The organism is Actinocorallia sp. A-T 12471, assembly GCF_033875155.1.
Taxonomy (GTDB): domain Bacteria; phylum Actinomycetota; class Actinomycetes; order Streptosporangiales; family Streptosporangiaceae; genus Actinocorallia.
Genome location: NZ_JAWZTE010000001.1, coordinates 323,247 through 335,811 on the forward strand (window position 1 = coordinate 323,247; position 12,565 = coordinate 335,811).

13 protein-coding genes are annotated in these 12,565 nt (G+C 71.5%); 10 read left to right on the forward strand and 3 right to left on the reverse strand.

All coding sequences use genetic code 11. The features are described from left to right. Nucleotides 1–52: 52 nt before the first annotated feature. Complete coding sequence (locus R9X44_RS01585) at nt 53–658, forward strand: GNAT family protein (RefSeq protein ID WP_319812774.1); 606 nt, start codon at nt 53–55, stop codon at nt 656–658. A 243-nt stretch (nt 659–901) separates the two neighbouring features. Then, nucleotides 902–1,600 (forward strand): hypothetical protein, encoded by a 699-nt coding sequence (locus R9X44_RS01590; protein WP_319812105.1) that lies wholly within the window; start codon nt 902–904, stop codon nt 1,598–1,600. A 2-nt stretch (nt 1,601–1,602) separates the two neighbouring features. Here the strand turns inward: R9X44_RS01590 and R9X44_RS01595 are convergent, their stop codons facing one another. Then, nucleotides 1,603–1,995: a MerR family transcriptional regulator gene (locus R9X44_RS01595; RefSeq protein ID WP_319812106.1), complete on the reverse strand. Its 393-nt coding sequence runs from the start codon at nt 1,993–1,995 to the stop codon at nt 1,603–1,605. 81 nt (nt 1,996–2,076) lie between these two features. On the opposite strand from R9X44_RS01595, the gene R9X44_RS01600 reads away from it, so the two are divergent. From R9X44_RS01600 to R9X44_RS01625, 6 genes are all read left to right on the forward strand, one after another. Beyond that, nucleotides 2,077–2,979, forward strand: a complete 903-nt coding sequence (locus R9X44_RS01600) for an NAD(P)-dependent oxidoreductase (protein ID WP_319812107.1) — start codon at nt 2,077–2,079, stop codon at nt 2,977–2,979. A 53-nt stretch (nt 2,980–3,032) separates the two neighbouring features. Next, nucleotides 3,033–3,818 (forward strand): AraC family transcriptional regulator, encoded by a 786-nt coding sequence (locus tag R9X44_RS01605; RefSeq protein ID WP_319812108.1) that lies wholly within the window; start codon nt 3,033–3,035, stop codon nt 3,816–3,818. 208 nt (nt 3,819–4,026) lie between these two features. Then, complete coding sequence (locus tag R9X44_RS01610; RefSeq protein ID WP_319812109.1) at nt 4,027–5,061, forward strand: iron-siderophore ABC transporter substrate-binding protein; 1,035 nt, start codon at nt 4,027–4,029, stop codon at nt 5,059–5,061. After that, entirely contained in the window at nt 5,058–6,101 is a 1,044-nt protein-coding gene (locus R9X44_RS01615) for an iron ABC transporter permease (RefSeq protein ID WP_319812110.1), read from the forward strand. Before R9X44_RS01610 ends, R9X44_RS01615 begins: the two co-directional genes overlap by 4 nt. Continuing rightward, on the forward strand, nt 6,098–7,147 hold the full coding sequence (locus tag R9X44_RS01620) for a FecCD family ABC transporter permease (protein WP_319812111.1): 1,050 nt from the start codon (nt 6,098–6,100) through the stop codon (nt 7,145–7,147). The genes R9X44_RS01615 and R9X44_RS01620 overlap by 4 nt, the downstream gene beginning before the upstream one ends. Then, nucleotides 7,144–7,962 (forward strand): ABC transporter ATP-binding protein, encoded by an 819-nt coding sequence (locus tag R9X44_RS01625; RefSeq protein WP_319812112.1) that lies wholly within the window; start codon nt 7,144–7,146, stop codon nt 7,960–7,962. The genes R9X44_RS01620 and R9X44_RS01625 overlap by 4 nt, the downstream gene beginning before the upstream one ends. Nucleotides 7,963–7,966: 4 nt before the next feature. On the opposite strand, the gene R9X44_RS01630 is transcribed toward R9X44_RS01625, so the two are convergent. Continuing rightward, the gene (locus tag R9X44_RS01630; protein ID WP_319812113.1) at nt 7,967–8,782 is read right to left on the reverse strand and encodes a hypothetical protein; all 816 of its coding nucleotides are present in this window, start codon (nt 8,780–8,782) and stop codon (nt 7,967–7,969) included. Nucleotides 8,783–8,923: 141 nt separating this feature from the next. On the opposite strand from R9X44_RS01630, the gene R9X44_RS01635 reads away from it, so the two are divergent. Together R9X44_RS01635 and R9X44_RS01640 are read left to right on the forward strand one after the other, a co-directional pair. Further along, entirely contained in the window at nt 8,924–10,093 is a 1,170-nt protein-coding gene (locus R9X44_RS01635) for a phosphotransferase (RefSeq protein ID WP_319812114.1), read from the forward strand. Nucleotides 10,094–10,137: 44 nt separating this feature from the next. Then, nucleotides 10,138–10,614 (forward strand): hypothetical protein, encoded by a 477-nt coding sequence (locus R9X44_RS01640; protein WP_319812115.1) that lies wholly within the window; start codon nt 10,138–10,140, stop codon nt 10,612–10,614. A gap of 55 nt (nt 10,615–10,669) precedes the next feature. On the opposite strand, the gene R9X44_RS01645 is transcribed toward R9X44_RS01640, so the two are convergent. Beyond that, entirely contained in the window at nt 10,670–12,442 is a 1,773-nt protein-coding gene (locus R9X44_RS01645) for a serine/threonine-protein kinase (protein WP_319812116.1), read from the reverse strand. Nucleotides 12,443–12,565 lie beyond the last annotated feature (123 nt).

Consider the following 12,565-nt stretch of genomic DNA (forward strand, 5'->3'; position numbering starts at 1 on the left):
GCGCGGATGGCGGAGTGTGCCTCTGCCGCGCAATCATGGTGGTGTGGAACGGATGCGAGGCTGGCCGGTCACGCTGACCGAGGGGCCGGTCGGGCTGCGGCCCCTGCGGCTGCGGGACGCGGCGACATGGCGTGACGTGAGGGTGCGCAACGCCGAGTGGCTGCGGCCGTGGGAGCCCACCAACCCCGAGACGCCCCTGTTCCGCAGCGGTCTCGGCCCGTACTACAGCATGATCCACACGATGCGCCGCGAGGCGCGCAACGGCCTGTCGCTGCCGTGGGTCGTCACCTACGACGACGTGTTCGTCGGCCAGATCACCGTCGGCGCGATCGTGTGGGGGTCGGCCCGCAGCGCCCAGGTCGGCTACTGGATCGACCGCGCCTACGCCGGACGCGGCATCACCCCGACCGCCGTCGCGCTCGCCGTCGACCACGCGTTCTTCACCGTCGGCCTGCACCGGGTCGAGGCGGCGATCCGGCCGGAGAACGCCGCGTCACGGCGTGTCGTAGAGAAACTCGGCTTCCGCGACGAGGGGGTGCGCCGCCGTCAACTGCACATCGACGGGGCGTGGCGCGACCACATCTGCTACGCGCTCACCTCCGAGGACGTCCCCGACGGCCTCGCCGCCCGCTGGCGGGCCAGGGGCGCACGGCAGTGAGGCGGACGGCGGTAACGCGCGCGGCGGGGGACCGGCACTAACGCCAAACCCCGGATGATCCTCACGATCGAGAAAACTTCGCTCAAGAACGGGTCATCACTGGAGAGATCTCACGACACACCGTCCCCTATGCTCGTCAAGACTAGGCCCCGGACCTACCGTGCCGAAAGTGAGCATGCCAACGTCCCGGAGCCGCATCGCTCCCGGGAGTGCTCGCCCAGAGCCGGTCCGGGAGGGATGTCGATGAGCAGCACCCTCCTGTATCTGGCGATCGTCGCCGTCTGGGCCGTCGTGCTCGTGCCGATGTGGCTGCACCGCGACTCCGACACCCCCTCCGGCTTCACCCGGCTGCTCGCCCGCCGCCCCCAGGCCGCCGAGTACGACGACTACGCGTTCGACGAGTCCGACGCGTTCGAAGACTCCGACAAACCCCTCGAATCCCCCGAGACCGAACCCGAGGTCACGCCCGCCGCGCCGCCCCCCGCCTTCCCCGCCGACGAGGAAGACGACGACCTCGACGTGCCCGAGCCGGTGCGCCGCCCCGTCCGTCAGCCGCTCACCAACGGGCACCGCAGGGCCCGCCGCTCGGCCGTCATCGCGCGCCGCCGCCGCAACACCTCGACCCTGACCCTGGTCACCGTCGCCTCGTTCCTCGCCGCGCTGCTTACGCCCGCGCCGTTCTGGATCGCGCTGCCCCCGGTCGCCCTGTTCGCCGCCCACCTCGCGCTGCTGCGCACCGCCACCCGCGTCGACGCCGTCCGCGCGGCCGAGCGCCGGGCCGTCCTGACGGCGCGCGCCGCCGAGCGCCGCGCCGCCGAGGCCGCCGCCCGCGAGGCCGCCGCTTTGCGGCCGACCGCCTCGATCCTCCCGTTCTCGGCCCGTCAGGCACCCACCGAGGTCTTCGACCAGTTCGCCGACCAGCCCAAGGCCGTCGGCGACTGAGGTCAGCAGGCCCGGGCGGGGTGCGCGGGCTCGGTCCAGAGCGGCTGCCGCTCGGTCGTGTCGAGGAAGCGGTGCAGCGCGCCACGGGTGCGGGTGAGGGCGGCGATGTGCTCGTCGGTGCGGCGCAGCCTGTCGCGCAGGACGTCGAGGAGCTCCGGGCAGTGCGCGATGTCGGGCGCGCTGCCGGTGGAGCACGGCAGCAGGGTGCGGATCTCCTCGGTCGACAGGCCCGCCTCCAGCAGCCGCCTGATCTGCGTGACGGTCAGGACGGCGTCCTCGCCGTAGTCGCGGTAGCCGTTCGCGCCTCTGCGGGGCTCGAGCAGGCCCTGGGCCTCGTAGTAGCGCAGCTGGTGGGCGTTCACCCCGGTCCGCCGGCTCAGCTCACCGATCAGCACGCGGCCTCCCCTTGACCTTCATACCGGTGTCAACGCTGACGATTCTGCCATCGGAGATGTCTCACCCGAAGGGGTACGACCATGTCGAATCAGCCTTACTCCGCCACGCCGGTGACGGTGCTCGGCCTCGGTCTCATGGGGAGCGCGCTTGCGGCGGCGTTCCTTGCGGCCGGGCATCCCACGACCGTATGGAATCGCAGTACGGCGAAGGCGAAGCCGCTCGTGGACAAGGGGGCGAAGGCGGCGGCCTCCGTCGAGGAGGCCGTCGCGGCGAGCCCGCTCGTCGTGGTGTGCGTGTCGGACTACCCGGCCGTGCGCGCGCTTCTTGAGCCGCTTGGCCCGGCGCTTGACGGACGCGTCCTGGTGAACCTGACCTCGGGGACGTCAGGGGAGGCGAGGGAACTCGCGCAGTGGGCGGACGGCAAGGCGGCCGCCTACCTTGACGGGGCCATCCTCGCCACGCCCGGAGCCGTCGGAAGCGAGGCGGCTGTCTTGTTCAGCGGGCCGCGCGCCGCCTTCGAGCTGCATGAACCCGCGTTCCGCAGCCTCGGTGAGGGAGCGGCTTACCTGGGCGAGGACCACGGCCTCGCGTCCCTGTACGACGTAGCCGTGCTCGGCCTTATGTGGCAGACCCTGAACGGGTTCCTGCACGGCGCGGCTCTGCTCGGCGCTGCGGGGGTGGAAGCCAAGTCGTTCGCTGGGATCGCGGCCGAGAGCCTGCGGACCGTCGCGGGGTGGCTGCCGGGGAACGCCGAGCAGATCGACGCCGGTGACTTCCAGGCGGTGGACGCGACGCTCGACACGCACCTCGCGGCGATGGACCACCTCGTGGAGGAGAGCGAGGCGCTGGGCGTGGACGTCGAGCTGCCGCGCGCTATCCGGGACCTGGCTCGGCGGGCCGCGGACGCCGGGTATGGCGGCGGCGAATACGCGGTGCTCGTGAAGCTGTTCGAAGCGCCGGGTTCGCGGCGTTCGCCGGAGTAGCCGGGAGCGGGCTCGGGTGGCGTGGTGTCCTGTTCGTCTCGTAACGTCGTGGTGTGACCGTCACGGAGAGGGAGACACGGACGCTGCCCGCGCTCGCGGCCGGCGCGGTGGACCTGCCGTTCGTGATCCTCGGGTGGCGCGAGGTCATCGGGCGCGACACGACGTGGAACGAGCACTCGCACCCGTTCCACGAGCTGCTGTGGAACGAGCGCGGCGCGTCGACGGCGGTCGTCGGTGAGCGGGTCTGGACGATCACGCCGACGCTCGGCATGTGGATGCCCGCCGGGGTGCTGCACTCGGGGTCGGCGATCGCCGGGACGTGGTGCCGCGCGAACTTCTTCGGATTCGGGACGATGACGTCGCTGTCGGACACTCCGGTCGCGGTGGAGATCACCCCGCTTCTCCGGCTTCTGCTGGAACGTCTGGCGGACTCGTCATTGTCCGACTCCTCGCGCGCGGTGACCGAGGCGATGGTCCTCGACGTCCTCGCCCCGTCGCCGCGCGAACTCCTGTTGCACATGCCGACGTCGGACCTGCTGCGGCCGATCGCCGACGCCGTCCGTGAGAACCCCGGAGACCCCCGCACGCTGACGGACTGGGCCCGTCACCTCGGCGTCAGCCCCCGGACGCTCACGCGCGCGTTCAACGCCGAGACGGGCACGAGCTTCGCCCGCTGGGTCGCCGCGGTCCGCGCGCAGCACGCGGTGGCGCTGCTGACCCGGGGGTGGGACGTCGACGGCGTCGCCGAGCAGGTCGGGTACCGCTCGGCGAGCGCGTTCGGCGCGGCGTTCCGCCGCACGACGGGCCTGACGCCCGGCGCGTTCCGCTACCCCTCCTGACGCCCTTGTTCCGAATGTCCCGTTCACCGGGTGGCCGGATCGCGATATCGGCTGGCTCAAAAGCTCGATTGCGACAAGTCGGTCAATTCTCCTAGGGTTCAGCCAAGGCAAGGCTTACCTAACTTGCGGAGTGCAGAGGGTGCCGCGGCACGGACGGAACCGGGGACCGGACCGGCGGGCGCCTGCGGATCGTGAAAGTGGAGAACGGATGAAGCGCCCCTTCGGCCGCGTCCTTGTGGCGGCGGCCCTACTGGTCGGCGTCGCGGGCTGCGGCGGGTCCTCGGACACCAAGGACGAAGGCGCAGCGGCACCCGCCGCGGCGGCCTTCCCGATGACGATCGAGCACGCGCTCGGCACCACGACGATCCCGGCGAAGCCCGAGCGCGTCGCCACCGTCAACTGGGCGAACCACGAGGCCCCGCTGGCGCTCGGCGTGGTCCCGGTCGGCATGGCCGCCGCGAACTTCGGCGACGACGACGGCGACGGCCTGCTGCCCTGGGTCAAGGAGCGGCTCACCGAGCTGAAGGCCGACACCCCGGTTCTCTTCGACGAGACCGACGGCATCGACTTCGAAGCCGTCGCCGATACCAAGCCGGACGTTATCCTCGCCGCCTACTCGGGCCTCACCCAGCAGGATTACGACACCCTCAGCGAGATCGCCCCCGTCGTCGCGTTCCCCAAGGCCGCCTGGGCGACCCCGTGGCGCGAGATCATCAAGCTGAACAGCAAGGCGATCGGCCTGGAGGCCGAGGGCGACAAGCTGATCGGCGACATCGAGGGGCAGATCAAGGACGTCGTCGGCAAGTACCCGCAGTTGCAGGGCAAGTCGATCATGTTCATGACGCACGTCGACCCTAATGACGTCAGCGAGGTCGGCTTCTACACGACGCATGACACCCGCACCCTCTTCTTCGAGGACCTCGGCCTGAAGATCGCCGACAGCATCGTGGAGGCGTCCAAGGGCACGGACAAGTTCGCGCTCAGCCGCAGCGCCGAGCAGATCGACGCCTTCAACGACGTCGACATCATCACCGGCTACGGCGACGAGAAGAACGAACTCCTCGGCATCCTGCAGAAGGACAAGCTCCTGTCGAAGATCCCGGCGGTCGAGCGCGGCTCGGTCTACCTGCTGCCCAGCACGACCCCGCTCGGCACCGCGGCCAACCCGACCCCGCTGTCGATCTCGTGGGTGCTCGAGGACTACGTCAAGGCGCTCGCCGGAGCCGCCGACAAGGTCAAGTGACCGCACAGGACGCCAGGCGCGCGCCGGACCCCGCGATCGTGCGGAGTTCGGCGCGTGCGCGCGTGCTGTGGTTGCTCGTTGTGCTCGCGGTACTGGGCGCGGTGATGCTCGCGTCGGTGGCGTTCGGGTCGCGTGACGTAGGGCTCGCCGACGTATGGGCCGGGCTCTCGGGAGCCGACGAGACCCTGGAACAGGCCGCGGTAGCCAAGCGGGTGCCTCGGACGCTGCTCGCTGTCGTCATAGGCGCGGCGTTGGGCCTGTCGGGAGCCGTCATGCAAGGCGTGACGCGTAACCCGCTCGCGGAGCCGGGCATCCTCGGGGTCAACATGGGAGCTTCGCTTACGGTCGTCGTGGCCGTGGCGTTCTTCGGGCTCGCCTCCCCGACCATGTACATCTGGGTGGCCATGGGCGGCGCTGCGGTGTCGGCTGTGTTCGTCTATACCGTCGGCTCGCTTGGCCGGGGAGGGGCGACGCCGCTCAAGCTCGCGCTGGCCGGAGCCGCCACCTCCGCCGCGTTCTCCTGCCTGGTCAGCGCGGTCGTGCTGCCGCGCAACGACATCGCGGGGAGCTTCAAGCTCTGGCAGATCGGCGGCGTGGGCGGCGCGTCCTACGAGCGGATAGGGCAGGTACTTCCCTTCCTCGCCGTAGGGCTGGTGATCTGCCTGCTGTCCGCGCGCGGGCTCAACTCCCTGGCCCTCGGCGACGAACTCGCCGCGGGGCTCGGCGAGCGCGTCGCCGTCGTCCGTGGCCTGGCCGCGCTCGGCGCTGTGGTGCTCTGTGGGGCCGCGACGGCCGTCGCCGGGCCCATCGCCTTCGTCGGGCTCGTCGTGCCGCACGCGTGCCGTCTGCTGGTCGGCGTGGACCACCGGTGGCTGCTGCCGTTCTCCGCGCTCACCGGCGCGGCCCTGCTCACCGTCGCCGACGTCGCAGGCCGCGTCGTCGCACGGCCGCAGGACATCGAGGTCGGCATCGTGACCGCCCTGATCGGCGCGCCGTTCTTCATCCACATCGTCCGGCGGCAGAAGGTGCGTGAGCTGTGAGCGCGGTCATCGTGCGGCCGTCCGTCGTGGAGGCCGTCCGGCGGGGGCGGCGTAGGAACTCCGCGCGCCGTCGTCTGGTGATGGGGGTGCTCGCCGTGCTCGTCGTCGCCGGGTTCGCGGTGACGCTCATGGTCGGCAAGACGTTCTACCCGCCCGGCGACGTGTGGCGGGTGATCCTCGGCGAGCAGGTGCCCGGCGCGACCTTCACCGTCGGACGGCTCAGGCTGCCGCGCGGCGTCCTCGCGGCCGTCGCCGGGTTCTCCTTCGGCATGGCCGGGGTGACCTTCCAGACGATGCTCCGCAATCCGCTCGCCAGCCCCGACATCATCGGCATCAGCTCGGGCGCGAGCGCGGCGGCGGCCATCGCGATCGTGTCGCTGTCGCTCGGCGGGACGCAGGTGTCGGCCATCGCGATCGTCGCGGCCCTGGCCGTCGCGCTGCTGGTGTACAGCCTCGCCTTCCGCGACGGCGTCGTCGGCACAAGGCTCATCCTCATCGGGATCGGCATCTCCGCGATCCTGGACAGCGTCACCTCCTACGTGCTGTCGGAGGCGGCCGAATGGGACCTCGCGGAGGCGACCCGCTGGCTTACGGGCAGCCTCAACGGCGTCGGCTGGCAGCAGACGGTACCGGCTTCCCTTGCGCTGCTCGTCTTGGCCCCCGTACTGCTCCTCAAGGGCCGTGACTTGTCCGCGATGCAGCTAGGCGACGACACCGCGTCGGCGCTCGGCGTCCGGGTGGAGCGGTCGCGGATCGTGGTGATCGTCGCGGCGGTCTGCCTGATCGCGTTCGCCACCGCCGCGGCGGGGCCGATCGCGTTCGTCGCGTTCCTGTCCGGGCCGATCGCGGCTCGGCTCGTCGGGACCGGCGGGTCGCTGCTCGTCCCGGCCGGGCTGGTCGGGGCGCTGCTGGTCCTGGTCGCCGACTTCACCGGGCAGTACGCGTTCGACGTGCGCTACCCCGTCGGCGTCGTCACCGGCGTGCTCGGCGCGCCCTACCTCGTCTACCTGATCGTCCGTTCGCACCGGGCCGGAGGCTCGCTATGACCACCTCCCACTCCCTGTCCGCCGAAAGGCTGTCGCTCGGCTACGGCGACCGTCTTGTGGTCGAAGGGCTCGACCTCGCCGTGCCGCCGGGGCGGATCACCGTCATCGTCGGCGCTAATGCGTGCGGGAAGTCCACGCTGCTGCGGTCGCTTTCGCGGCTTCTCGCGCCGCGTGACGGACGCGTCGTCCTGGACGGCAAGGAGGTGCACAGGACGAACGCCAAGGAGCTGGCGCGTACGCTCGGGCTTCTTCCACAGTCGCCCATCGCGCCGGAGGGGATCACCGTTCTCGACCTCGTCGGACGGGGTCGTCACCCGCATCAGGGGATCTTCTCCCGGTGGAACGAGAAGGACGACGTCGCCGTCGCCGCGGCCTTGGAGGCCACCCAGACGACCGACCTTGCGGACCGTTCCGTCGATGAGCTCTCGGGCGGACAACGCCAGCGCGTATGGATCGCGATGGCGCTCGCCCAGCAGACCGACCTCCTTCTCCTCGACGAACCCACCACGTTCCTCGACGCAAGCCACCAGGTCGAGGTCCTCGACCTGCTCACCGACCTGAACCGGGACAGGGGCACGACCATCGTGATGGTCCTGCACGACCTCAACCTCGCCGCCCGGTACGCCGACCACCTCATCGCGATCGCGGACGGCGGGCTGTATGCGTCAGGGACTCCTGCGGAAGTGCTCACCGAGGAGTGCGTGCGTGCCGTCTTCGGGCTCGAAAGCAGGGTCATCGAGGACCCCGTCTCAGGGAAGCCGCTGATGCTGCCGATAGGCAGGCACCACGTACGGGAGACCGCCTCGGCCGAGTGACGGCTCAGGGCTTCAGGCAGCCCGTGCCGCGCTGGACGCGCAGCCGGGACGGGTCGGCGGTCTCCTCGGCGCTCACCCAGCCGACGCCTTCGAGATCGGCCCGTATGCGGTCCTCGGTGCCGCGCAGGAGGCCGCCGACGTCGACGGTGAGGCCCTGGGCCGCCCAGTGGTCCGCGAGGCGCTGGAGGGCCGTCACGGGCGGCCCGGCGACGGCGACGCGGAAGTCGGCGGTGTGGCGGGTCTCGCCGGTGTCCTTGCCGGTCAGGCCGCTTTCGCACTCGTCCTCCGACGTGCCCTCGAGGGTCGGGTCGGTGCCCAGGACCTCGCGGGACGAGGTGGTGACGAGGCCGTCGAGGAGGGTTTCCGCGTCGGGCAGGGCTGTCGCCTTGTGGCCGTGCAGGGGGCCGTCGGGGTTCGCGGCGGGGCGGGGCGGGGTCCTGCCGTCGTCCAGGCCGGGGAGGCGGGGGCCGAAGGCGTCCTGGAGTTCGGCGCGCTGCCAGGTGCGTGTGTTGGAGTGGCCGTCGCCGTCGCGTATGGCGACGTTGAGGACGTCGATACCGCCGAGGTGATTACGCCAGGTGATCTTGGCGGCGCGCTTCCCGAAGCCGACCTCGTTCTTGCTGTCGTGCAGGGGGAGCGTGGTGACGGCGTCGACGGAGACCGTTGTCGTGCCGTTCGTCTGCGATGTGGTGATCTTGGGGGAGTCGACGCCGGCGGCCTCCCAAGGGTCCTGCGGCTTGGGCGTCGGGCCGTCCGTGGTGCATCCGGCTGCGGCGAGCAGGACGAGGAGCGCCGCCGCTCCGGCAGTACGCATCCGCATGAGGACCCCCTTGCGCGTGATCTCCGTCGCCCTTATGACGCGTGCGCGGCGGGCGAAGTGCGAGATGGATGAGCGAGCCGGATGAGAAGGCCCTCATCGTCGGCCAATGGACGGCTCACCCGGTCCGCACATCGTGAGGGCATGAGCGAAACGCTGTGGTCCGCGCAGGACGGGGAACTCGGGCAGGTGTGGGAGGCGGCCGTCGCCGCTTCCGGGGGAGTCTTCCGCGACGCCGTCACGACCTACCTCGACGTCCAGCCCGGCGGGACGACGGTCGCCGCCGAGGTCGACGCCGTGTGGCCCGACCGGGGGCGGGCCACGGAGACGTTCGCGGCGAGCACGTCGCGTAGGGCGCGGGGAGCCTTGCGGATGTCGGACGGGGTCCGCGAGATCGGCGTCTGGAGGTTCCCGCACGATCCCGCCCTGCCGGGCTTGGCGCGGGCTTGTGACGCCTCGCGTATACGGGCGCTTCTCGAGGGGCTTGGCGTGGACGTCTCCGAGGCGCGGCTTTCGATGCACGCCTACCGGCCGCTGCGCAGGGCCGTCATCGAGGTCCGTACGCCGAGCGCGAGCATCTTCGTGAAGGCGCTGCGGCCGGATCGGGTCGAAGGCGTCCATCTGCTTCACCGGGCCGCCTCCGGGACGCGTATGCCGGAGAGCCTCGGATGGACCGACGACGGGCTCCTTGTCCTCGCGGGCCTCGGGGGGCGGTCCTTGCGCGACGTTCTTCTGGAGGGGGACCCCTCGGGGATCGACCCTGCCGAGTTCGTCGAGGTGCTGGGGGAGTTGCCCGCGGAGTTCGTCGCGCGGGGGACGCGTCCGGGGTGGGGGGAGAAGGCGCGGCACTACGCGGAAGTGGTGAGCGCGATCCTTCCCTCGGCGGGGCCGACCGCGCACGCGATCGCGGAAGCCGTGTCGGTGCCTACGGACTCGCCGCAGGTGCCCGTACACGGGGACTTCTACGAGACGCAGCTACTCATCACCGGTACGTCGGTCACAGGGTTGCTCGACATAGACACCGCGGGGGCGGGCGACCCGTACGACGACCCCGCCTGCCTGCTCGGACACCTCGCCGTCCTCGCCCAGCTCAGGCCCGACCGCGCGCACGTCATCGAGGAGTTCGCCGCGCGCTGCCTCGCCGAGTTCGAACGCCGCCTCGACCCGGAGCCGCTGCGCGCCCGTGTCGCCGCGGTCGTCCTGTCCCTCGCCACCGGCGCGCACCGCGTCGCCGACACCGACTGGCCCGCGGTCCTGCGCGCCAGGCTCGCCCTCGCCGTCCACTGGTGCCCCGGCACGTCCGCCGCGGCCTGACCACCGAACCGATCAGTACAGAACGCCAGAAAGGAACAGTTTTCATGCCCAGCAAGCGCTCCTGGTTCGTCATCGCCACCGCGACCGCCACCGCCGGCGGCGTCATCGCCCTGGCGGCCACCGCCTCGGCCGACGACGACCTCCCGCTCAAGGACCCCAACACGACCGCCCAGATCCACCTCGCCGCCGACTCCGCGGACTCCGCCGCGTCCGCGAACTCCCCGGCCTCCGCGACCGCCAAGGCCCCGAAGGCCGACTCCGGCAAGCACGCTGACTCGGCGGACTCCGGAAACTCGGGGAACTCCGGAAACTCCGCGAACTCGGGGAGCTCCGCCAACTCGGCCAACTCGGGGAACTCCGCCAAGTCCGCGAACTCGCCGAGGTCGGCCAAGTCCCCGGCGTCGGCCAAGTCCCCGGTGTCCGCCAAGTCGCCCGTGTCCGCCAAGTCCCCGGTGTCGCCGAAGTCGCCCGCGTCGCCGCACTCCGCCCACAGCGCCGACAGCGCGGGCAGCGCCGACTGACCCGCCGCACGCCGACGGCCCGGGGACCTTGGTCGCCGGGCCGTCAAACGCGTGTTCAGGGCAGGTGGGCGGCCTCCGCCTTGGCGGACTGCGCCTCGGCCGTGCGGCCCAGGGCGTCGAGGGTGCGGCCCAGGCTCGTGAGCGCGGTGGCGAGCGGGGCGCGGTAGCGTCCGGGATTGGCGGCGTAGAGCGCCCGGCGCAGCTCGACGGCCTCCTGCTTGGCGGCGAGCGCCTGCTCCTTGCGGCCCAGATTGCCGAGCGTGATGCCCAGGCTGAGCAGGACCGAGGCGAGGGCGGCGCGGTGGCGTCCGGCGTCCTTCGCGTAGAGCGCGCGGCGCAAGGTGATGGACTCCTCGGCGGCCTTGAGCGCCTCGTCGTCCTGCTTGAGGCCGCTGAGGGTGGTGCTCAGCTCGTGCAGGCAGGCGGCGAGGAGCGGGCCGTGGCGGCCGGGGTCGGCGGCGTACAGCGCGCGCCGCAGCTCGACGGCCTCACGCGCGTAAGGCAACGCCTCGTCTTTCCGGTCGAGGTCGCCGAGCGTTACGGCGAGCGCCTGGACCGACGTCGCGAGGTCGGCGCGGTAACGGTCGGGGTCGGCGGCGTGGAGCGCGCGGCGCAGCTCGGCGGCCTCCCGCTTGACGGGGAGGGCTTCGTGATCCCGTCGCAGGGTGGTGAGGGTGGTGCCGAGGCTCTGCAGCGAGGAGGCGAGGCCGGGGCGGTAGCGCGCTGGATCGTCGGCGTAGAGGCCGCGACGTATCCGCACGGCCTGCCGTTTGACCTGCAACGCGTGCGCGTTCTGCCGGTCGCCGCTGAGCGCTATGCCGAGATTGTGCAGTGCGATGCCGAGACCGGCGACGCTCTTCGCGGACGCGACCGCCGCGACGTCGTCGCGGATCTGGCCCTCGGGGAGGCTGCCGAAGAGTTGTTCGGCCGCTGTATGGACGTCCTGCGGCCAGGTGGACGAGCCGGGGAAGGCGTCGATGAGCGTGAGCCAGGCGCGGGCGGGCGGGCTCGCCGCGTCACGGACGTCCGCGAGGAGCTGCGCGACCTCGGACGCGCTGCCCGGCCTGTCGTCCGGCTCCTTGGCCAGCAGCCGCGCGACGAGATCGGCGAGCGCCTCGGTGACGTCGGGGCGACGGCGTCGCAGGGGGACCGGCGCGTGCTGGAGGTGCAGGGCCATCAGCGCCTCGATGCGGTCGGCCAGGAAGGGCGGCTCGCCGGTGAGGAACGCGTACAGGATGCCGCCGAGCGCGTACAGGTCGGTGCGCGCGTCGACCGGCGCGCCGAGCCACTGCTCGGGCGCCATGTACAGCGGCGTCCCGATGACCTTGCCGCTGAGCGTGTGCTCCGTCGTCGCCTGCTTGGCGTGCGCGATCCCGAAGTCGCAGATCTTCACCCGATCCCCCGGCAGCAGCATCAGGTTCCCCGGCTTCAGATCCCGATGGACGATCCCCTCCGCATGCGCCACCGCCAGCGCTTCAGCCACCTGAATCCCCAACGAAACCGCCCGTTCCACCCCGAACCCGTCGGGATGCCCCTCGAGCTCCTCGGCGAGATCCTGCCCGGCCAGGTACTCCATGACGAGGTACCACCGCCCGTCCCCGAGCTCCCCGAAGTCGTCAACGGCGGTGATCCCCGGATGCGCGAGCCGCGCCGCGATCTTCGCCTCCTGCCGGAACTTCGCCGCCATCACCCCCGACCCCGCCACATGCGCGTGCAGCACCTTCACCGCCACGGCCCGCCCCTTCAACAGATCCCAACCGCGCCAAACCTCCCCGTGCCCCCCGCCTTTCACCCTCTCCTCAAGCCGGTACCGCCCCCTGATCTCCATCCCCAAACCCTCTCCTCACCCAACAAACCACCCCCATCATCACCCACCCCCACCCCTCCCTCCACCCCCTCGCCCCCCGCCCGATTGCCCAACCACTCCCGATGTTTGCTAAGGTTGACCCGT